At 68.2% G+C, this 19824-nt stretch carries 16 protein-coding genes, 1 tRNA gene, 1 other RNA gene and 2 pseudogenes; 12 read left to right on the top strand and 8 right to left on the bottom strand.

The features are described from left to right. The first annotated feature begins 322 nt into the window (after window positions 1-322). Window positions 323-7234: a glycoside hydrolase domain-containing protein gene (locus ACFZAX_RS23665; RefSeq protein ID WP_390963968.1), complete on the top strand. Its 6912-nt coding sequence runs from the start codon at window positions 323-325 to the stop codon at window positions 7232-7234. Window positions 7235-7552: 318 nt separating this feature from the next. After that, window positions 7553-8896, top strand: coding sequence for a ricin-type beta-trefoil lectin domain protein (locus ACFZAX_RS23660; RefSeq protein WP_390963967.1), 1344 nt, complete (start codon window positions 7553-7555; stop codon window positions 8894-8896). Window positions 8897-9003: 107 nt separating this feature from the next. Here ACFZAX_RS23660 and ACFZAX_RS23655 read toward each other — a convergent pair. The 6 genes and pseudogenes from ACFZAX_RS23655 to ACFZAX_RS23630 form a co-directional block, all read right to left on the bottom strand. Continuing rightward, window positions 9004-9264: pseudogene (locus tag ACFZAX_RS23655) on the bottom strand (PIN domain-containing protein); the annotation flags it as partial. Beyond that, on the bottom strand, window positions 9261-9476 hold the full coding sequence (locus ACFZAX_RS23650; RefSeq protein WP_390963966.1) for a type II toxin-antitoxin system VapB family antitoxin: 216 nt from the start codon (window positions 9474-9476) through the stop codon (window positions 9261-9263). The gene ACFZAX_RS23650 and the pseudogene ACFZAX_RS23655, both read right to left, overlap by 4 nt. A gap of 174 nt (window positions 9477-9650) precedes the next feature. Then, window positions 9651-10076 carry a PIN domain-containing protein gene (locus tag ACFZAX_RS23645; RefSeq protein WP_390963965.1) on the bottom strand — a complete coding sequence of 142 codons (426 nt, stop codon included), beginning with the start codon at window positions 10074-10076 and terminating at the stop codon, window positions 9651-9653. Then, on the bottom strand, window positions 10073-10351 hold the full coding sequence (locus ACFZAX_RS23640; protein WP_390963964.1) for a CopG family transcriptional regulator: 279 nt from the start codon (window positions 10349-10351) through the stop codon (window positions 10073-10075). Before ACFZAX_RS23640 ends, ACFZAX_RS23645 begins: the two co-directional genes overlap by 4 nt. Before the next feature lie 66 nt (window positions 10352-10417). After that, entirely contained in the window at window positions 10418-11323 is a 906-nt protein-coding gene (locus tag ACFZAX_RS23635) for a phosphorothioated DNA-binding restriction endonuclease (protein ID WP_390963962.1), read from the bottom strand. A 94-nt stretch (window positions 11324-11417) separates the two neighbouring features. After that, on the bottom strand, window positions 11418-13868 hold the full coding sequence (locus ACFZAX_RS23630) for a helicase-associated domain-containing protein (RefSeq protein ID WP_390964088.1): 2451 nt from the start codon (window positions 13866-13868) through the stop codon (window positions 11418-11420). A 728-nt stretch (window positions 13869-14596) separates the two neighbouring features. Between ACFZAX_RS23630 and ACFZAX_RS23625 the strand changes: the two genes are divergently transcribed. The 3 genes from ACFZAX_RS23625 to ACFZAX_RS23615 are packed head-to-tail and all read left to right on the top strand — an operon-like array spanning window position 14597 to window position 16332. Beyond that, window positions 14597-15280, top strand: coding sequence for a hypothetical protein (locus ACFZAX_RS23625; RefSeq protein WP_390963960.1), 684 nt, complete (start codon window positions 14597-14599; stop codon window positions 15278-15280). A gap of 15 nt (window positions 15281-15295) precedes the next feature. Next, the gene (locus ACFZAX_RS23620; protein WP_390963958.1) at window positions 15296-15898 is read left to right on the top strand and encodes a DUF488 family protein; all 603 of its coding nucleotides are present in this window, start codon (window positions 15296-15298) and stop codon (window positions 15896-15898) included. After that, a complete protein-coding gene (locus ACFZAX_RS23615) occupies window positions 15895-16332 on the top strand; it encodes a DUF488 family protein (protein WP_390963957.1) in 438 nt (145 codons plus the stop codon). The genes ACFZAX_RS23620 and ACFZAX_RS23615 overlap by 4 nt, the downstream gene beginning before the upstream one ends. Window positions 16333-16373: 41 nt before the next feature. Here ACFZAX_RS23615 and ACFZAX_RS23610 read toward each other — a convergent pair whose 3' ends face one another. After that, a complete protein-coding gene (locus ACFZAX_RS23610; protein ID WP_390963955.1) occupies window positions 16374-16622 on the bottom strand; it encodes a hypothetical protein in 249 nt (82 codons plus the stop codon). A gap of 160 nt (window positions 16623-16782) precedes the next feature. Between ACFZAX_RS23610 and ACFZAX_RS23605 the strand changes: the two genes are divergently transcribed. The 6 genes and pseudogenes from ACFZAX_RS23605 (at window position 16783) to ACFZAX_RS23580 (ending at window position 19227) form a co-directional block, all read left to right on the top strand. Beyond that, window positions 16783-17124 (top strand): hypothetical protein, encoded by a 342-nt coding sequence (locus tag ACFZAX_RS23605; RefSeq protein WP_390963954.1) that lies wholly within the window; start codon window positions 16783-16785, stop codon window positions 17122-17124. After that, a complete protein-coding gene (locus ACFZAX_RS23600; protein WP_390963953.1) occupies window positions 17124-17627 on the top strand; it encodes a primase-like DNA-binding domain-containing protein in 504 nt (167 codons plus the stop codon). The genes ACFZAX_RS23605 and ACFZAX_RS23600 overlap by 1 nt, the downstream gene beginning before the upstream one ends. Window positions 17628-17749: 122 nt before the next feature. After that, window positions 17750-17995: an excisionase family DNA-binding protein gene (locus tag ACFZAX_RS23595; protein ID WP_390963952.1), complete on the top strand. Its 246-nt coding sequence runs from the start codon at window positions 17750-17752 to the stop codon at window positions 17993-17995. 9 nt (window positions 17996-18004) lie between these two features. After that, window positions 18005-19015: a tyrosine-type recombinase/integrase gene (locus ACFZAX_RS23590; protein ID WP_390963951.1), complete on the top strand. Its 1011-nt coding sequence runs from the start codon at window positions 18005-18007 to the stop codon at window positions 19013-19015. After that, a pseudogene (locus tag ACFZAX_RS23585) lies at window positions 19009-19104 on the top strand (site-specific integrase); the annotation flags it as partial. The gene ACFZAX_RS23590 and the pseudogene ACFZAX_RS23585, both read left to right, overlap by 7 nt. After that, window positions 19105-19227 (top strand): hypothetical protein, encoded by a 123-nt coding sequence (locus ACFZAX_RS23580; RefSeq protein ID WP_390963949.1) that lies wholly within the window; start codon window positions 19105-19107, stop codon window positions 19225-19227. Window positions 19228-19307: 80 nt separating this feature from the next. On the opposite strand, the gene ACFZAX_RS23575 is transcribed toward ACFZAX_RS23580, so the two are convergent. Next, window positions 19308-19395, bottom strand: a tRNA-Ser gene (locus ACFZAX_RS23575). Between the two features lie 164 nt (window positions 19396-19559). On the opposite strand from ACFZAX_RS23575, the gene ffs reads away from it, so the two are divergent. Beyond that, an RNA gene (gene ffs / locus ACFZAX_RS23570) (signal recognition particle sRNA small type) lies at window positions 19560-19656 on the top strand. The last annotated feature ends 168 nt before the right edge of the window (window positions 19657-19824 follow it).

The following is a 19824-nucleotide window of genomic DNA, read 5'->3' as shown; positions in this document are numbered from 1 at the left end:
TCCCGCGCGCGTACCGCCCTTCTGTTGTCCCCTGTCGTCTGCCGGCGCCCCCGCCCGCCCCCGCGGACCGGATGCCGGGTGCGCGCGCCGGGCCCGGCCACCTCCCCGGCGGGAACCGTTTGCCCCTCGTACGTTTTCTCCGTGTCTGATGGTGGACGGTCGTGAACGCGGCGGGGATGATCGCGGTGTTCACTTCCGTCCTGCTGTTTCTGGGTTGCACGCCCGGTGTCGTGGGCTGACAACGTTGTCTTCCGGTGAGGCCGAACCGTGCGGCGCAGTGCGACGCCTGAGAGGTTCCGTGTCCATCAGATCCCATCCCCCCTTGCCTCCCGCGATACGCGCGGGAGCGGCCCCCGCCGGGCGCCGGCCCCTGCGCGCGGCGGTCGCCTTCCTGCTCGCCGGGGCGCTCGGCGCCGCCGCGCTGGCGGGTGGCGGCCCGGCCGTCGCCGCGCCCGTCGCGAGCACCTCCGCCGGTGCGTCCGGCACGGACTGGACCGCGCTCGTCGACCCGTTCGTGTCCACCGCCGGTGACGACGGCAACGACCTGCCGGGCGCGCAAGCGCCGCACGGCCTGGCCAAAGTCAACCCGCTGACCACGCCGAACCGCAACCACCCCGGGTACGACTACGACGAGGACCACATCGCCGGGTTCACGGCGACCAACCTCGACGGGGTCGGCGGCTCGGGCGGCGGTGGCGACCTGCTCGTGGTGCCCACCTCGGTGCGGTACGACAGCCGCCCCGCGACCAGCACGTACGCCCACGCGTACAGCCACGACGACGAGTCCGCGAGCCCCGGCTCGTACACAGTGGGTCTCGGCGCCCTCTCCGGTACGGCCTCCTCCGTGCAGCGGGGTCCGGGCACCATCGAGGCCGAGATGGCCGCGACCACGCGCACGGCGCTGGAGCGGTACAGCTTCCCGGCGGGCTCGCAGCCCGAGCTCGTCCTCGACCTGGCGAACAACTTCACCAGCCGCACCCGTTCGACCCTGAAGGCGACGACGCTGCCGGACGGGACCACGTCGATCACCGGGATCATCGCGGGGTCGTTCAACGGCGCCTCGTACCGGATGTATTACGCCGCCACCACGAACGTCCCCGTGACGTCGCTGAAGAGCTGGGGCGGCGACGGCAGGCTGAGCGACGCGACCGAGCGGGACGGGACCGACACCGGCGCGGTGCTCGGCTTCGACGCGTCCCACGGGGACGACATCGAACTGCGCGTCACGGTGTCACCGATCAGCGCCGAACAGGCCGTGACCGACCAGGCGGCCGAAGTCGGCGGCCTCACCTTCGACCAGGCGCGCGAGCAGACGAAGGCGGCCTGGAACAGCGCCCTCGGCGCGGTCGCCGTGAAGGCCTCGGCCACGTCCGACCCGGGGTCGACGCTGACCAAGGAGTTCTACACCCACCTGTACCGGATGTACGCGCTGCCCGTGAACGCCACCAGCACCAGCGGTACGTACCGCGGCGCCGACGGGGCGGTGCACCAGGCCAACGGCTTCACGTACTACGACGGTTGGTCCACCTGGGACGACTTCCGCAAGTACTCCGTCGAGGCGTACATCGACCCGGCCACCTACCGGGACATGGTGCAGTCGCTCATCGAGCTCTTCGCCGACACCCGTACCACCGGCAAGACCATCGGCAGCCTCACCCACTCGGTGCCGACCGTGCGCTGGGAGCGTTCGGCGGTACTGGTCGCCGACGCGCTGTCGAAGGGGTTCAGGAACTTCGACCGGCTCGACGAGGCGTACCCCGCGCTGATGGCGTACGCCGGGTACTACACGGGTGCGCAGCTGCGGCAGGGGTACGTCGCCGGCGACCCGGGGACGACCGTGCAGCGCGGCTACGACCAGTGGGCGCTCTCCGTCATCGCCGGTGCGCTCGGCAGGACGGACGACGCGGTGAAGCTGCGCGAGCAGTCGACCATGGCGATCGACAACCTGGTGAAGTCCGGCGCCTGGCAGGCTCCCGACGGCACCCGGGTCGGCCTGCTCACCCCGCGCGCCGCGAGCGGCGACTGGCAGGCGGCCGACTACGAGAAGTTCGAGGAGGCCGGGCTCTACCAGGGCACGCTCTGGCAGTACCACTGGTACGACGCGTACGACATGGGCGGCCTCATCGAGGCCATGGGCGGCGACAAGGCGGGCAAGGCCGCCGTCGAGCACATGTTCGGCGAGGATTCCTCCGCCGACGACGGCTCGACCATGCTGCACTCCAACGCGAACGAGATCGACCTGCAGGCCCCGTACCTCTTCAATTACGTCGGCGAGCCGAGCCTGACGCAGAAGTGGGTGCGCTCCATCTACACCGGCACCACCTGGAACCGGTACCTCGCGACCGGCTCCACCAGCGAAGCCCCGAGCGGAGGCGGCCAGTTCACCCCGCCGGTGAAGACGCAGGTCTACAAGCTCTCCCCGAACGGCTTCCTGCCGACCATGGACAATGACGCGGGCACCATGTCGACCATGTTCGTCGGCGCCGCCCTGGGGTTGTTCCCGGTGACCGCCGGGTCGAGCCAGTTCCAGATCGGCAGCCCGTTCTTCGACTCGACGACGATCAGCTACGCCAACGGCGCCACGTTCACCGTGAAGGCGAACGGCGTCTCGCCGGGCAACTACTACGTGCAGAGCGCGAAGCTCAACGGCAAGAAGTTCGACAACACCTGGCTGGACTACGCGCAGATCATCGCGGGCGGCACCCTCGACTTCACCATGGGCGCCAAACCCTCCACCTGGGGCGCCGCCACGAAGCCCGCGTACTCGCTGAACACCGACGCCGGTGACACCGGTTCCGGGACGGCCCCGGGCCAGGGGGACACCGTCGTCTCCGCGAAGCCGGCCACCCTCGCGACCGAGGCCGACGGCACCGTCGACGGCAGCGTGCGGCTCACCCTCTCCGGACCGGCCGCCTTCGCCGCCCGCAAGGGCACCAGCCTGACCACGTCCGGCGCGGCCACCGTCACCGGCCTGCCGGGCGGCGTCACCGCCGACCTCCGGGTCACCGACGCGCACACCGCGACCGTGTCGCTCAAGGGCACCGCCGAGGTGGACGCGCACGTCGGCATCACCTTCGGCGACGCGGCCTTCGCGCACGGGGCGAAGGCATCCACGGTGCGCGGTACCGGGATCTCCCCGACCGACCCGCTCACCCTCTCCGCCGCCGCGGTGCACCGTAGGACCCTGGGCGCACTCGTCACCCAGGCGTCCCCGGTGCGCGCGGGCAACTACTCGGACGGCTCCTGGAACCTCTTCCGGTCGGCGCTGGAGCGCGCGCGGACCGTCCTCGCGGACTCCGCCTCCGCGACCGGCACGATCATGGCAGCCGAGGACGCGCTGCGCTCGGCCGTCACCACCCTCACCATCGACGAGGGCGGCTACGCGGTCCTCCAGGCCGAGTCCCCCGACGAGAAGGAGGGCCCGAACCTCGTCAGCGAGCGCAACAGCTCGGACGGCGACCTCGGCGGCGTCACCGAGGGCTCGTGGGAGCGCTACACCACGCTGGACTTCGGTGGCGTCGCCCCGCGCAGCCTCTCGATCCGCTACGCCAACTCCCAGGCGACCAACGCCAAGCCGAGCAGCGTCGACATCCACGCGGGCGGAGCCGACGGCCCGGTCGTCGCCACCGCCCAGCTCCCCGGCACCGGCGGCTGGCAGTACTGGACCACGGTCCAGGCGACCGTCACCGACCCGGACGCCCTGCTGGCCGCGAAGAGCGCGGCCTTCGTGTTCCACGCCCCGGCCGGACAGCAGTGGGTGTCGAACTTCGACTGGTACCAGTTCTCGCCGTACCCGGTCGCCGCGTCCTCCTCGACCACTCTGGCCACGCTGACCGCGGCCGACGCCACGTCGACCGGCGGGGGTTCGCTTCCCCTCAAGACGTCCGGCGGCATCTTCGAGAACACGACGAACGGCGCCTGGGCCGAGTGGAAGGCCACCGGCCTCGGCACCGGCGCCGACACCGTCGCCGTCAGCTACGACAAGCCGCAGACGCGCGCCGCGTCCGACTCGCACATCGAGCTGCACCTCGGCACGGCGGACGGCCCGAAGGCCGCCGACATCCCGCTCGACTACACCGGTCCGGGCTGGGGCACCCTCGCCACCACCACCGTCCGTCTCGACCCGGCCGTCTTCAAGGGCGTCCAGGACGTCTACGCGGTCTTCGCGTCCACCACCCAGACGTCCGCCCAGCCCTACGTGGCCAACGTCTACTCACTGACCCTGGCGCAGGACGCCGCCGCCCCCGTGGCGGTCGACGCCACCGCCTTCCGCTCGAACAGCGGCGGCGGGCTCAAGAGCGAACCGGCCGGCTGGAGCGGCGCCGGGTCCACCACGGACCTCGGCGGCACCTACGACGGAGCCTGGCTCGACTACGGTGACATCACGTTCGGCTCCGCCGCGAAGAACACCGTCACCGTCACGTACTCCAACAACTCCGCACGCTGCGGCACCGGTTCGGCCGTCCAGATCTACCTGGACGCCTTCGACCCCGCCGCTCCCGGGACCCCGTACGCAGTCGTCCCGCTGCCCGTCACCGGGAGCGCCTGGTCGTCCGGCGGTACGACGAGTCTGACGCTGCCCGAGGGCATCACCGGCATCCACGGTCTCCACCTGCGCCTGGTGACCACCGCGGACTCGGCGCACCCGTACGTGGCGAACCTCGGCCGGATCACCTTCGACCACGTCGACACCCCCGCCGCGACGGACCCGTCCGCGCTGCGCAAGGCGATCGAGCAGTACGAGGGCCTCGCCGACCACTCCGACCGGTACGACGCGATCGACTTCGGGGTGTACCAGCGCGAACTCGACGCCGCACGCGCCCTGCTGGACGCCGACGACGCGACCCGGCTCGAAGTCGACACCCGCGCCCGCAGCCTCACCCTCGCGGCGAACCAGCTGATCCCGCTGGCACGGCTCACCCTGGAGGACCTGGTCGAGACCGCCTCGGCCCTGGAGAACACGCGCTACACCGACGCCTCCTGGAAGGCGTTCACCACCGCGCTCACCGCGGCGAAGACGGCCGTGGCCGACGGCGCGGCCACGGACGCGACGCTCACCGCACGGTACGACGCCCTCCGGCACGCCGTCCCGGCGCTCACCACCAGGCCCAGGTCGGCATCGGCCGCGCCCGACGCGGTCTCGGCGAGCTCGTCCGGCACCAGCGTCACCGTCGCCTGGTCCGCCCCCGCGGACGACGGCGGCTCACCCGTCACCGGCTGGACCGTCACGCTCGACGACGGCCACCAGGTCCGGATCGCCGACCCGGACAGCCGGAGCACCACCTTCACCGGGCTGCGGCCGGGCCGCTCGTTCACCGCGCGGGTCCGCGCGGTGAACGCGTACGGCACCTCGCGCCCCAGCGCCGCCACGGCACCCGTGGTGACCGCGGGCGGCAAGCCGCAGCAGCCGACCGTGACCGGCGTGATCACCCAGGGCAAGCACACCCGGGTGACCTGGCGTCCCGTCGCCGACGGCGGATTCCCGGTCCTCGGCTACACCGTCCGCCTCGGCGACGGCACCACCGCGCACCTCTCCGCCACGGCGGACACCGCGCTGCTCACCACCGACGGCAGGGCGAAGGCGCAGACCGCCACGGTGACCGCCGTGACCCTGGCCGGAACCTCCGCCGGCCAGGCCACGGTCCCCACCGCTGCGGAGACCGCTCCGTACGAGCCCTCCGCCTTCCCGGCGGACACGCTCGACGCGAGCTACCCGTCGGACGAGTGGCCCGCGACCGGTGACGGAAGCGACTACTTCCGTCACCTGCTCGACGGCTTCGCCGATCTCGGCACCGACATCCGCGGTGCCAACGCCAAGGTGCCCGCCGGCACCCCGCTCACCGCCGAGAACGACAGGATCGCCGTCTCCATCAACAACGCGGCGACCCAGAAGGAGGTGGACCGCGCCGAGGTCGACGCGACGCACAGCGCCACCGTCACGATGGCCGACGGCCTCGGCTCCCGGCTCGGCACGATCTACGCCGACGCCCTGAGCGACGGCCGACTGCCCAAGACCAGCGCCCTGTTCTCCCGCGTCTCCTCGCAACTCGACGAGGTGGACACGGTGAAGAACCACTACGCCTATCAACGCCCCTACGTCCGGCTCGGCTTCGTCGGTGACGGAGGCCGCGTTTACGAGTCGCAGGACGGTTCGTACGGCAACCTCACCACCAGCGGCTCCTACCCCAGCGGCCACACCTATGGCGGCTACGAGGCCGGGACCGTCCTCGCCACCCTCCTGCCGGAGCTGGCGCCGTCGATCCTCGCCCGCGCCTCGGAGTACGGCAACAACCGCGTCATCCTCGGCTTCCACTACCCCCTGGACGTCATGGGCGGCCGGATGAGCGCCCAGGCCACCGTGGCCCACCGCTGGGCGGACCCCGCCTTCGAGGAGCTGCTCGCCCAGGCCCACACCGAGATCGAGAACGTACTGCTCGCGAGTTGTGCGAAGGAGGGATACGGCACCACCCTCACGGCCTGCCAGGGCGACGCCTACGCCGGACTGAGCACCGGCCAGCAGGTCGACGTGTACACGCGCCGCCTGAGCTACGGCTTCTCCCAGGTCGGGCAGTCGGGCCAGGCGCTCCAGGCGCCCGCCGACGCGGCGGCCCTGCTGATCACGGCCTTCCCGGACCTCACCGCCGAGCAGCGCACCCAGATCATCGAGCAGACCGCCACGGACTCCGGCTACCCGCTCGACCTCACCGGTGACGGCGAGGAGAGCTGGGAGCGGATCAACCTGGCCGCCGCCATGGCCGCGCAGGTGGTCGTCGACGCGGACGGCTCGGTCACCGTGACCAACTTCGCCGACGCCACCGAGGCCGCGATCGCCGACGCGAGCGCGATCACGGTCGGCGGCGTGGCGATCGACGGGTTCGACCCGCAGGTCTCCACGTACGTGGTGGACGTGGCGAAGAACGGGAGGACCCCCGCCGTCACCGCCGTACCGGCCCAGCCCGGTGCGAAGGTGAAGGTCACCGAGGGCAGCACGGTCCTCTCGTCCTCCGGCTCCGGTTCCGGCACCGGTTCCAGGTTCACCACCCGCACCATCAGGGTGACCTCGGCCGACGGCGCGGTCACCCGGACCTACACGGTCGGGCTGCGGTCCACCGACCGAGACGACCGGCCGGTCACGGCCGGCGGCGGCCACGGCGTGGGAGCCTCCGGCTCGCACGGCGGCTGGTCGCCGCCCACCGACTGGCGGGAGCCGCTGCGCCTGCCCGGTCTGCGGTAGGCAGCGGTCCAACGTCTCCGTCGCACGGTCGGCGGGGGCGCGCGTCCCTCCGTACGGCCCTTCCGGGAAACCTCCGCGGTTCTCCCGGAAGGGCCGGTCGCGTTCCCGGGGCGGCAGCCGTGCGAGGGGGGCCTCCCTTCAACCTGTGAAGGCGAATGCACCCGAAGGAGAACGTGTCAGGTGTCTTGTCGAATGCAGGACCCACCGACAAGCTGTGTTCATGACATCCCAGGTCCATACCTGGTGATGCCCCGTCAGGCTTGCCCGAGCGGCCATGCCGGCCATGCGGAGGCACGCTTCTCCCCGGAGGTCGGACATATGCGCTTGACATGGGCTGAATCGCGGCGCGGCGGGTGGACCAAAGCGCTCAGGCTGCTACCCGTCGTCGCGGTCACGGCGGCGTTCACCGTCGGCGGTACGGCGACCGCCGAGGCGTCCGTACCGGCGCCGCCGTCGGGCTTCACCCTCACCTGGAGCGACGACTTCAACGGCGCGTCCGGCACCGGCATCGACCAGGGCCTGTGGAAGTACGACACGGGACCGGGCAGCAGCTTCGGCACCGGTGAGATCGAGACCATGACCAACAGCACGTCGAACATCTACTACGACGGCCAGAGCCACCTGGTCCTCCAGGCGCTGCACTCCGGCTCCGACCCGAGGGCCGGATGGACCTCCGGACGTGTGGAGACCCAGGCGGCGACCTTCGGCGCCCCGGCAGGCGGAGTCGTACGCATGGAGTCCGTCCTCCAGCAGCCCAACGTCACCACCGCCAACGGGGCGGGCTACTGGCCGGCGTTCTGGATGCTCGGCGCACCCCTGCGCTCCGGTGTCACCTGGCCGAAGTCCGGCGAGATCGACATCATGGAGGACATCAACGGCCGCAGCTCCGACTTCTCCACCATCCACTGCGGCGTCAACCCCGGTGGCCCGTGCGGCGAGTCGACCGGCATCGGCTCCGGCGAGCGCGCCTGTTCCGGCTGCCAGACCGGCTTCCACGACTACGCGGTGGAGATCGACCGCTCGGTCTCGCCCGAGCGGGTCCGGTTCTACCTCGACGGGAACAACTTCTTCACCGTCAGCGCCAACCAGGTCGACGCGACGACCTGGGCCGACGCGATCGACCACCCCTTCTTCATCATCTACGACCTGGCGATCGGCGGCGGCTTCCCGGACGCCTTCGGAGGCGGCCCGAACGCGGCCACGGTCTCCGGCGGCAAGCTGATCATCGACTCGGTGGCCGTGTACAACAAGGCACCCGGCTCGGGCGGCGGCAACACGGGCGGTTCGACGATCGTCGGTCCCGGCGGCAAGTGCGTGGACGTCGCCGGTGACGACACCGGCGGCGACGGCACCGCCGTCCAGCTCTGGGACTGCCAGGCGGCGGCCAAGGACCAGCACTGGACCTGGAGCGGCCAGACGCTCCAGACCCTCGGCAAGTGCCTCGACATCGCCGGCGGCAACAGCGCGGCCGGCACGAAGCTCCAGCTCGCCACCTGCAACACCGGCGGCTACCAGTCCTGGGTGAAGCAGTCCGACGGCTCCCTGAAGAACCCGACCAGCGGCCGCTGCATCGACTCCCCGAGCGGCGCCACCGCCAACGGCACCCGGCTCCAGATCTGGGACTGCAACAGCTCCGCCGCGCAGAAGTTCACGGTGGGATAGCGGCCGCGGCACGACCCGGTACGGCGATGGGCGGCCCCGCAGCTACGGCGATGGGCCCCGCAGCTCGCTTGCTGCGGAGCCCATCGCCGTACCGGCCCGTCCTCCTACTTGGTGAGCGCTTCCTGCACCTGCCAGGCGCGGTCGTAGGCCCGGTCGTCGACGGGGACCCAACCGAAGATCAGCCGCATGTCCTCGATGCCGCGCGCCCGGTCAGCGGCCGACCGGGCGCTGTGGAAGAACTCGAGCTCGGTGATCGGGCAGGTCGCGATGAGCCCGGCCGCCGCCTGGTCCCAGCCGTACTGCTCCGCATCCGCGCGCATGAACCGGGCGAGCGCGCTGGTGTCGATCAGGAACTGGGCCGCGTTCACCGCCGGTAGTTCCCCCTGTTCTCGAACAGCTCCAGATCGAACCCGCCGTCGCCGGCCGCAGCCCGCAGCCGAGCGAGAGCCAGAGCGCGCCGACGGCTTTCCAGTACCTCGCGGAGGGCGGTGTTGACGGTCTCCTTCTTGGTACTCGTCCCGAGGAACTTCGCCACGTCCGCGACCAGCTCGTCGTCCAGGTCGATGACCGTCCGGCTCATGAGGGCCTCCCTGACATATCAAGTGTGGAGTCGAGTACATCTCCGGAGGTATCGATGAGAGATGCGGGAAGTGATCAGGAGCGTTCTGACCTGCGGCGGAGCGGGGCGTCGGGTGGGTGATTGACGGCGCTGGACGAGGGTGAACGAGACCAAGACCGAGACCGGAGAGCCGGGTCAGACCTTGAGGACGATGATCGACTCCGGGACCAGCTTCTCCAGGTCGTCCACGTCCGAGGTGAAGACGGTGACCTGACCCTTCTGTTGTCGCGCGATGACGGCGAGCACCGCGTCGATCGCGTACTTGTGGCCGTGCAGCTTGGCGTCGGCCAGGAGGCGGCGGGCCTGGCGGGCCTCGTCCTTCCCGATGTCGGCGACCTTGAGCCGGGAGAGCACCCAGTCCCAGCGCTGCTCGGTGGTTCTGCCGTCGTACGCCTCGACCAGCGTCAGCGGAGACGTCACCACTTCGGCTTCCCCCCGGGCCGCGAGGTCGAGCCAGGCGATCATCTTCCGGTCGCCGCGCACAGCCAGGGACAGGGCTTCGCAGTCGAGCACGAAGATGCGCAATGGTCGCTGCCTGTGCTCAGTGGCACGCTTCTTCACGCGGCCTCTCCGGCGTTGTGCTTTCCAGCGGCGCGGCGGCGTTCGTGTTCGGCGTCGAGGTCCTCCAGTTCCTCGAACGCTGCTGTGCGCTCCTCCTCAGTGAGGGGGCCGTATTCCTCCTGCAGCCAGTCCGACAGTTCCCGCAGCCGGTCCCGGTCGCGCTTGAAGCGCAGCGCTTCGGCGACGTACGCCGACATTCCCCGTTCTGCCGCCTCCGCGCGGATCTCTTCCAGGAGATCCTCGGGAATCGTCACCGTTACCTTCTTCATGGCCATACAAGAGACCATACTCTCGGTATCACACCCCGTACCAGTGCGTTCTCGTGACCGCCGGGTCGACGTTCAGGCGGTCGTGGCGGGACGTGGGCTGCCTTGGAAGACCTGGCTGGCGTGCCAGGAACGATGGGCGGCGGCGATGGGGCGGAGGCCCGACTGGGGGCCGATGACCGGACGGCCGGCGAGCGTGATGACGTGCTCGCGGGCGGCGGTGCTGCGGCCGACGAAGCTCTGTGAGACCAGGATGCGGTGGCCCTCGCCACGGCCCTCGCCGAGTCCGAGTACGCCTTTGTCGAACAGCTTGTGGTGCAGCGAGCACAGGCACAGCCCGTTTTCGAGGTCGTCCGGCCCGTCGAACGCCCACCAGCGGACATGGGCGGCCTCAAGCCCGACCGGCACCGTGCCGATCCTGCCGTCGTACCCGCAGAAGGCGCACTGGTACTCGTACGCCGTCAGGACCATCTCCCGCATGCGCCGGTCCCGCTGCCTGCGCTTGGCCGAGACCAGTCCGGTCTCGGCCTCCTCCAGTTCCAGGCCGACGGCTTCGCACAGCTCGCCGTGGAGGGAGGGCGGGAAGTTCAGATCGAGGAGTACACGTGTCATTCGGCCGAGCAGGGGCGGATCCCGCCGCAGCGCCGCCCGTAGCTCCGGCGTCAGCCGCCCAGCGGCGCCGGTTGCGCGCAGCTCCCTGACCCCGGTCCCGGGGCTGCCCGGACCGCGCTCGGTGCACACCTCCCACACGCCGTCACTCACCAGATGATGGAAGGGATAGGCGGGCGTCGTCCGGTTCCCAGGACCGTACTCCGCGAGCAGCCGTCGCAGGTCCTGCTCCACCGTGCTGTACAGCAGCTCGTCGTCGGCGTCCTGCTGGAACCGGCCGAGCGCGTACAGGAACAGCAACGGCTTGTGCGGAGCCCGCGCCCCGCTCCTGGTCCACTGCCTCAACTGCGCGGTGCGCTCGACCCAGTCCATGGTCGGCGATCGTAGTTGCGGCTCGTCACAGTGCTTGGTGGCGGGGCATGGCCGCAGTGACCGGCCGAACACCGAGCCACGACGCGGATCCCGGCTACCCGGGCATGATGCCGTGGATGCGGGAGAGGGTGAAGACGCGTTCGTCGTCGCGCAGGTGGCACCAGGCGTACAGGTAGGGCGGGTCGAGCACGGGCTCGCTGAGGATACGTACGGTCCGGTTGCCCGAGGCGGCGACGTACTCGACCGTGATGGCTGTGCCGACGTCAACGGCATGGGCGAGCTGGCGGACATCGCTGTACGACAGGTTCTTCGCGTACGCGGCGACGATCTCCTCGGTGTCCGTGCCGTAGGGGACCCCGGTGCCGAACGGGTCGGGAGCCGGGAGTGTCGGCGGGGCGGCCCGCAGCCTGGCGGCCAGCGCGCTCAGGTCGACGGTCACCGGAGTCGTCTGAGTCACCGTCGGCACGGACCGCTGCCGCCGGCCTGGGAGTGGGGGGACCGGGACCGGGGCGGCGGCACGTCGGCGCCGGGTCTTCTCGACGCGTACGGTTCCGTCGGCCCTCTCGGCGACGGGGGCGTAGCCGGCGGCCCGGAGCGCGGCGAGGGTCTTGTCGAGTGAGGTCCGGCTGACCAGGACGGTCGGTGCCAACACGCGTAGGCCGAGGGCGGCGAGCTTTCTGTGAGTGACGAGTTCGGCGAGGAGGGCGGCCTCTTCGCCATGGATCACACAGGCAGCGGGGGCGATGCGCACACGGCCGTGAGTGCGTGCGGAGTCGTTGATCAGGTACACCAGCGGCTGGGGGAAGGCGCCGACCGCGACGGCGCCCAGGTCGGCCGCGATGGCATCCGCCGTGCGGCCCGTGTCCAGGGCACGGCGAACGGTTGTGGGGCTGAACCGCCACACCGATGCCGTGCCACCGACTTCCTTGTCCGCGACGGTGTCCAGCAGTGCGGCGAGGCGGGCGGACGGTGTGCCGGTGACGACGGCGGTGAGGTCCGCGCCGAAACGGGCTGCCCTGGTGGCTGCCGGCAGCAGCCGCTCACAGGCAGCGGCGAGCGTTTTGGCGACTTCGGTGTCGTCGGCCCGCAGAGCGGCACCGATGGGGGACAGGCAGCCGCGGGCGACGACCCCGAGCAGTTCCGCTTCCCGGATTGCGGTGGCGAAGGGCGCGGTGTCCTGGGGGAGTTGTTCGGCGAGCGGGCGGTGCCAGGCAACCATCGGCCCCAGTTCCGCGGGGCTGTGCACTCCCCGGTGCGCCGGGAACTCCGCTGCGGCGGCGAGGAGCCCTTCTCGGGCCTGTAGACAGCCGTCGCAGGGCGGTGTTCCGGCGAGCGCGGGCAGTACCTTGCCGTCCTCGTCGCGGGCCTGGGCCGGAGTGAGCGGCAGCGTCCGCCAGGTGTGGAGAAGCGCGGTGAGCTGCTCCGCCGGTTCTCGTTCCGCCCAGGTGTCGTAGCCGTCCGTTGCCGCGACCCGGTCGCCGTCCTGGGCCAGCAGCCCGGCGCCGTACGCCGTCTCCAGAACAAGGCGTACGACGATGTCGTCGCACTGCGCCGCCTTGCTGATCCGGGACAACTCACGTGTTCCGACCCCACCGGACTTCAGCAGGACCGGCGGAGCAGCGGAGCACGTCGCCAGGACCGACGCGGCATGTGCGGCGAACGCCGTGGCGGCTGCCGCCGCCTCCCGGTCCACTTCCGCCGAGGTGACGGACGCCGTCCTCACGACGGGCGGAACGGGGTCAAAGGGGGCGTGCCAGCCGACTCCGCGCAGTGCGAGCGCCACCTCGGCGGGCATGCGTGTGGATCCGTACCCGGAGTACCGGTCCTGGACCAGCAGCCCCCGCTCCAGTGCCCAGCGCGCACCCGGCTCGGAGTCGCCCGACGGGGCCCTGAACGCGATCAAACGCGCCGGTGATTGAGCCTGTTCACCCTGGTGAGACGCTCGCCGCTCAAGCAGCTTCCGGGTGGACGCAGGTGCCGAAGCGATCACCGCGGCCACCCGCTCCGGATTGCTGTGGTGTTCCAGCAGGGCGGTCAGCCGATGCTTCTTGGTGGTGCCGGGCGACGAGATGCCCAGGGCCGCCAGCATGCGGCGCAGTTCCTCGGAGGTCGTGTTCGCCAGTAGCCGGGTGAGCGGAGCGTCCAGCCCCAGCGGCGAGTCCCACGCCTGCCGCAACGGCGTCGCCATGCGCAGCAGCCCTTCGCCGTCCGGCCAGACGAGTGCGCGGTCGGCCAGCGCCTCCAAGGCCGCGTCCAGCCCGCGAGTGCTCTCCGTTCCGGTCGCATCCAGCAGATCGGCCAGGGCGGCACACGGGACGGGCCCCCATGCTGCCAGTGCCTCGGCTACCTGCAGGTGTGGCAGCGCGAGTCCGGGCAGCACCGGGGCCACCGACGCCGGGCGCTGAAGGCGGTCCGCGAGTTCGCCGAACGATCGTGGTTCCGGCGGGGACACGGCATCCGGGCGAGCTGCCAGGACCCGCTCAAGCCGGTCGACTTCCAGATCACTCAGCCACGTGGCCAGAGTAGATCCGCTGGGCTTGCCGATGGGGACACCTCACAAGGACGAGTGCCAGTGGTCTCCGACCGGAATCGGTCCTGCACAGACCCAGAATGGCGGATCGCGGGGGACGCATGCGTCCTGAGTCGGCAGAAACCCGCTTCTGAGTGAAGGCGATGTCCTGCGACTCGACCCGGTGACGGCAAGTCGGCGGAATGAAATGTCTCTTATGTCGGAAATGAATGAGACCAGAACTGAGACCAGCAACGTCGAAGGCCCGGTGAGAGCAATGGCGGAGGATACGAGATTCGAACTCGTGAGGGGTTGCCCCCAACACGCTTTCCAACTCTGCAGGAGCACGTCCGGGCCCGTTCAGGGGCGTTCAGGGGGAGGGACAGAGCGCCGCTGACCAGTTGCTGAACGATGGCGAACGAACACGAACGAGACTGTGGATGAGACTGCGCTGGCTCGGCTGATCCCGAGGTCATCACGTTTCGACGTCTCCGTCAGGACGCGACCAGGAGGCGTGCCAGTGCAGAGGTGGGGGCGAAGGACACGACGGTTCAGTGCTAGTAGGTCGTGCAGGCGCGCTTTCTAGAAATCGAATGTGACCGCTACGTTGCACCTGACCTGTTCAGGACCTAAGCGGACAGCTATTTATAGCTGTACTTGCGAACCTGGTTGGTGGGAAGCAGCGATGTGCCGTTCCTATTGGCGCGCGTTGACCCTTGCGCTACCGTGGTGCGCACAGGGGTGTGACAGTGTTGGGGGGGTCTGTGGAAACGACCAAGCAACTAATCTGCCTGGCTAATTCCCGCAAGCATGGGGGCAGATGTATCGCTGGGATCGATCTTGAGTCAAGGGACTGGGTTCGTCCTATCAGTCATCGGTCGGGTCACGAGGTTTCAAAACTTGAGCGGCAATATGTCGGCGGCGTGGAGCCACAGCCTCTTGACGTCATAGCGATGAAATTTATTCGGCGTCATGAGTATGAATTTCAACGGGAAAACTGGCTTATTGATTCTTCCGCACGTTGGACCAAGTTGGGGCGGGTAAAGTGGGATGATCTGCTCCTTCTGGAGCGACACCCTTCGAGCTTATGGATAAATAGCGGAGATAATACAATAAAAGGAGTGAATGATCGTGTCTCGGTAGCCCAGTCGAGTGAGTTAGTGGACTCCCTTAAAATTATCCACGTGGATTCCGCTAAAATTATAGTGGATCGACCCTATGACGCGAATAGAGAACTTGATGTGCGAATCGAGTTCTGGCACGCGGATTCGCCGTATGTATTAAAGGTGACCGACTGTGTGCATGCGGATCGCTTCAGGGCAAAAGGGGTAGGGCACCACAAAATAGGTGAATCATTCCTCACTGTTAGTTTGGGCGAGGAATGGAAGGATTACTACTACAAATTGGTGGCGGCTATAATTGAACGCCCCAAAAGTGCAGCCAAATGACAGGTGAACTCCATCATGATGCTGACGATTGGTCATTCCACGCATCACTTCAGTAAGTTTGTCGAACTGCTTCGGGAGAGTGGCGTTACGGCAGTAGCCGATGTCCGATCGACTCCTAGCAGCCAGTTCGCGCCACAGTTCAATAGAGGCGCGTTAGAGCAAGGGCTTAAAGAGTCGGGCGTCAAATATGTTTACCTAGGTAAGGAGCTTGGAGCGCGAACGAAGGACACCACGTGCTATGTCGACGGGCGGGTAAAGTACGGTCGCCTTGCGCGGACGCCTGACTTCTTGGATGGCATTGATCGCTTGATGAAGGGCTCAGCGGCTGAGCGGATCGCCATCATGTGCACTGAGGGGGAGCCATTGAATTGCCATCGCACGGTGCTAATTTCCCAGGTGCTCACACAGCGTGGGGTGAGCGTTAAGCACGTTCACAGTGACGGGTGGAGTGAGAGCCATGCTTCGGCGATGGAGCGTCTAATGGCTAAGTTTGGGCTGGCGGAGCCTGAACTATTCCGTACGCCGGCCGAGCGAATCGAAGACGCGCTAAGTCGCCAGGAAGAGCGAATTGCGTACGTGAACCAAGACTTTCCTGTCGATCAGACGGCAGATGTATGAAAATCCATACGATTGGCTTCACGAAAAAGTCTGCCAAGGACTTCTTCGACCTCTTGCGGGCGTCGGGGGCTGAAATCCTTGTTGACGTTCGACTCAATAACGTGTCGCAACTGTCAGGTTTCGCCAAGCGGAATGACTTGGAGTATTTCCTGGAAGAGCTTTGCGGTATGGCGTATAGTCATCGTCCCGATTTGGCGCCGACGCAGAGCATGTTGGATGACTTCAAAAAGCATGGCGCCGACTGGGCGACTTATGAGGAGAGATTTCTGGGGCTTATGGAAGAGCGGAGCATCGAAGACTCTGTCCCACAGGAATTGCTGGCCAACGCTGTGCTTCTCTGCAGCGAGGACAAACCGCATCGCTGCCATCGTAGGTTGGTAGCGGAGTACCTGGCAAGGCGCTGGGACGGCGTCACAATCAAGCACTTGTTCTGACGCAGATGACCCTGGCCCGCCAGATGCCACGCGCACACCTATCAGAAGAGTAGGAAGCCTGGCTTCTCCCTGCCCAGCTCATGCAGATGACTCAGGTATTCCTGTGCCGTTGGTTCGGCGCTGTAGCGCTGTCTCATGACGGCCGCGAGTTCTCGACTGGTCATGTTGAGAGACGGGACGGACTGCCGCTCGCCCTGTAGAGCCCGCTCGCCATAGACGAGTGCTTGTTCGAGATCTCCGTCGCGCGCCGCGGCGACGCCCAGGGTTACCCGCGCTTCGGAGTTCCGCATAGGTGACCGCTCTGTACCGTCGAAATCCGTTCCGGCGCGCAACACTTCGTCTGCGAGCGTCCGTGCCAGTTGATCTTCCCCGGCCAGCCGGCAGCAGTCCAATGCGTGGGAACGCTTCCTGCGGCAGATCTGGCCGGACGACCAAGCGGCGCTGGACGCGTTGCAGGAATGGTTCGGGTACGTCCTCTCCGGCCGTACCGACCAACAGAAGGTTCTGCTCATCAAGGGGCCGTCCCGCTCGGGCAAAGGGACCATCGCCCGAGTCCTCAAGGAACTGGTCGGGCGTGAGAATCTCGCCGGGCCGACGCTCGCCGGGCTCGGCAGCAACTTCGGTTTGTCCACGCTGCTCGGCAAGCCGCTCGCGGTCATCTCCGATGCCCGTCTGTCCGGCAAGGACGGCGGGCAGGTCGTCGAACGGCTTCTCACCATCTCTGGGAGGACACCATCGACATCGACCGCAAGTTCCGCGACCCGTGGACCGGCAAACTGCCCACGCGGCTGATGATTCTCACCAATGAGCTGCCGAGCTTCGGGGACTCCTCCGGTGTCATCGCCCGCCGGTTCATCGTGCTCAACATGACGGTGTCCTGGCTCGGCAAGGAAGACACCAACCTCACCGACAAGCTGGCCGCCGAGATGCCCGGGATTCTCAATTGGGCCCTGGAAGGGCTGGCCCGTCTCCAGCGCATCGGCCGGATCACCGACCCGCCTTCCTCGCAGGAAGCGGTCATCACGATGCAGGACACAGCCTCGCCGACGAGCGCGTTCATTCGCGAGCGCTGCACCGTCGGAGCCGCCTGTGAGGTTCCGGTCGACACCTTGTGGGCGGTCTGGCGCGAGTGGGCCGAGGACAACGGCGTACGAGCCGTCGGGACCAAGCAGATGTTCGGACGGAATCTGCTCTCCGTCGTGCCGCAACTGCACCGGGCGCGTCCCCGCGACGCGTACGGCCGGCAGGTGCCCACGTACACCGGCATCACGCTCACGCCGTCCGATCGGCGATAGCCGGTGTCGCGACTCAAGCGACTCACGCCGCCCAGGAAACGGCCTCTGAGTCGCTTGAATCGCGACACACAGCAATGCGGACTCAACACACACCAGCTCGCGTGACCGCACCGAGGAGTGCCATGTCCCGGCTCGAATTGCTGAAGAACGAAGAGAACTCGCAGGACCTCGATCTCACCCTCCTCGCCGTGACGATCGAGGAAGCCGCACGCCGCCTGAGCATCGGCCGGACCACGATGTACGGCCTGATCCGTGACGGAGCCGTCCAGACGGTCCCGTTCGGCCGTAGCCGACGAGTCCCCGTTCAGGCGCTCATCAACTACCTGAACCAGCACATGCAGACCAGCATCAACCACGCCGCGGCGTAAGGAGCATCCATGGCCAAGCGGCCCAAGCGCCCGGACGGGGCGTCATCCATCTATCTCGGCAGTGACGGCTACTGGCACGGTCGAGTGACCGTCGGAATCCGTGACGACGGCAAGCCGGACCGGCGACACGTCATGAGCAAGGTCAGCGAAGGGGCGGTGATCAAGAAGGTCCGCGCGCTGGAGAAGCAGCGGGAAGAAGGCAAGGTACGAAAGCCCGGTCGGCCGTGGACCGTCAAGGCGTGGCTGCTGCACTGGGTCGAGGAGATTGCCAAGCCGTCGGTGCGAGAGAACACGTACGCCGGTTACGAGGTGGCCGTACGGGTCCACCTCGTGCCGGGCGTCGGGGCTCACCGGCTGGACAAGCTGGAGCCCGAACACCTGGAGCGCTTCTATAGCCGAATGCTGGCCAACGGCAGCAAGCCCGCCACCGCGCACCAGGCGCACCGGACGATCCGTACCGCGTTGAATCGCGCGATGCGCCGCGGCCACGTCACACGGAACGTCGCCACCCTCGCGGTCCCGCCGAGGATCGAGGAAGAGGAGGTGGAGCCTTACGACATCGAAGAGGTGCAGCGCCTGCTCTCGGAGGCCGCCAAGCTTCGGAACAGTGCTCGCTGGTCCATCGCGCTCGCTCTGGGGCTCCGGCGCGGGGAAGCGCTCGGGCTGAGGTGGGCAGACCTCAATACGGGCAGCGGAGTCCTGCGCGTCAGGAAGAACCGGCTGAGGCCGAAGTACTTGCATGGCTGCGGCGGCGACTGCGGCACGAAGCCGGGGTTCTGCAAGAAGCGCGTCAGGAAGAACGAGGACACGGCCAACACGAAGTCGCGCGCCGGCCGACGCGTCATCGGTGTTCCTGACGAACTGGTGAGGCTGCTGGAGCTCCACCGCAGAGAGCAGGCACGCGAACGGGCGATCGCGGGAGAGGACTGGCGAGAGTCCGGGTTCGTCTTCACCTCTCCGGTGGGCGAGCCGCTGGTGCCTACAGTAGTACGGACTACGACACCTGGAAGCGGCTGCTGACCGATGCGAAGGTTCGGGACGGAGGCCTGCACGATGCCCGGCACACCGCGGCGACGGTTCTGCTCATCCTCGGTGTCCCCGAACGGGTCGTGATGCAGATCATGGGCTGGTCGTCCACCGCGATGGCGGCTCGGTACCAGCACGTGACGGGCGGCATCCTGGCCAACGACGCTGACGACAGCGGCGCGGAGGGCTCCGAAGAGTCTCGTTGAGACTGCAGATGAGACTACGAACGTCGAAGGCCCCCGCAGCGAGCTGCGGGGGCCTTCGACGTATTGCCCGGTGAGAGCAATGGCGGAGGATACGAGATTCGAACTCGTGAGGGGTTGCCCCCAACACGCTTTCCAAGCGTGCGCCCTAGGCCACTAGGCGAATCCTCCGCCGCAAACAATACAAGACGTTGAGGGGTGCTCGCGAACACGTTCCCCGGAAGATCGTCGGAGCGAGGTCGCGCGGACGGATCTCGGGTGGGTCGCGGACGGATCGGGGAGATCCCGGACCCGGGCGGGTGGACTCGGAGGGGTGGGGATCGGCTAAGGTGGGCGTCAGCCCCTCACGTGGCGCTATCTGACTGAACTCCCCCAGGGCCGGAAGGCAGCAAGGGTAGGTCGGCTCTGGCGGGTGCGTGGGGGGCCCTTGTGTTTTCCGGACCGTTCCGGCGGTCCGTCCGTTCGCCCTCGGGGCGAACGCCTCGGGTGCCGTTCCCCGAAGGCTTGCCTGGGCGCTCGAACTCCGCCCCCAGCTGATTCGTCGCGCATGTGATCTACCTCTCGTCGCCCGCGCTGCGCCTCGGTGTGACCAGGGTCCCC

Origin of the sequence: Streptomyces sp. NPDC008125, from assembly GCF_042957125.1 — a bacterium.
Lineage (GTDB): Bacteria > Actinomycetota > Actinomycetes > Streptomycetales > Streptomycetaceae > Streptomyces.
The sequence above is the reverse complement of the archived record's forward strand: the minus strand, read 5'-3'. Positions and strand labels throughout refer to the sequence as shown.

Excerpts from the sequence above, each read along its gene's own strand:
- ACFZAX_RS23660 (WP_390963967.1), top strand. The coding sequence starts at position 7,553 with ATGCGCTTGACATGGGCTGAATCGCGGCGCGGCGGGTGGACCAAAGCG.
- ACFZAX_RS23650 (WP_390963966.1), bottom strand. The coding sequence starts at position 9,476 with ATGAGCCGGACGGTCATCGACCTGGACGACGAGCTGGTCGCGGACGTG.
- ACFZAX_RS23640 (WP_390963964.1), bottom strand. The coding sequence starts at position 10,351 with ATGGCCATGAAGAAGGTAACGGTGACGATTCCCGAGGATCTCCTGGAA.
- ACFZAX_RS23635 (WP_390963962.1), bottom strand. The coding sequence starts at position 11,323 with ATGGACTGGGTCGAGCGCACCGCGCAGTTGAGGCAGTGGACCAGGAGC.
- ACFZAX_RS23620 (WP_390963958.1), top strand. The coding sequence starts at position 15,296 with ATGATGCTGACGATTGGTCATTCCACGCATCACTTCAGTAAGTTTGTC.
- ACFZAX_RS23615 (WP_390963957.1), top strand. The coding sequence starts at position 15,895 with ATGAAAATCCATACGATTGGCTTCACGAAAAAGTCTGCCAAGGACTTC.
- ACFZAX_RS23610 (WP_390963955.1), bottom strand. The coding sequence starts at position 16,622 with ATGCGGAACTCCGAAGCGCGGGTAACCCTGGGCGTCGCCGCGGCGCGC.
- ACFZAX_RS23600 (WP_390963953.1), top strand. The coding sequence starts at position 17,124 with ATGATTCTCACCAATGAGCTGCCGAGCTTCGGGGACTCCTCCGGTGTC.
- ACFZAX_RS23595 (WP_390963952.1), top strand. The coding sequence starts at position 17,750 with ATGTCCCGGCTCGAATTGCTGAAGAACGAAGAGAACTCGCAGGACCTC.
- ACFZAX_RS23590 (WP_390963951.1), top strand. The coding sequence starts at position 18,005 with ATGGCCAAGCGGCCCAAGCGCCCGGACGGGGCGTCATCCATCTATCTC.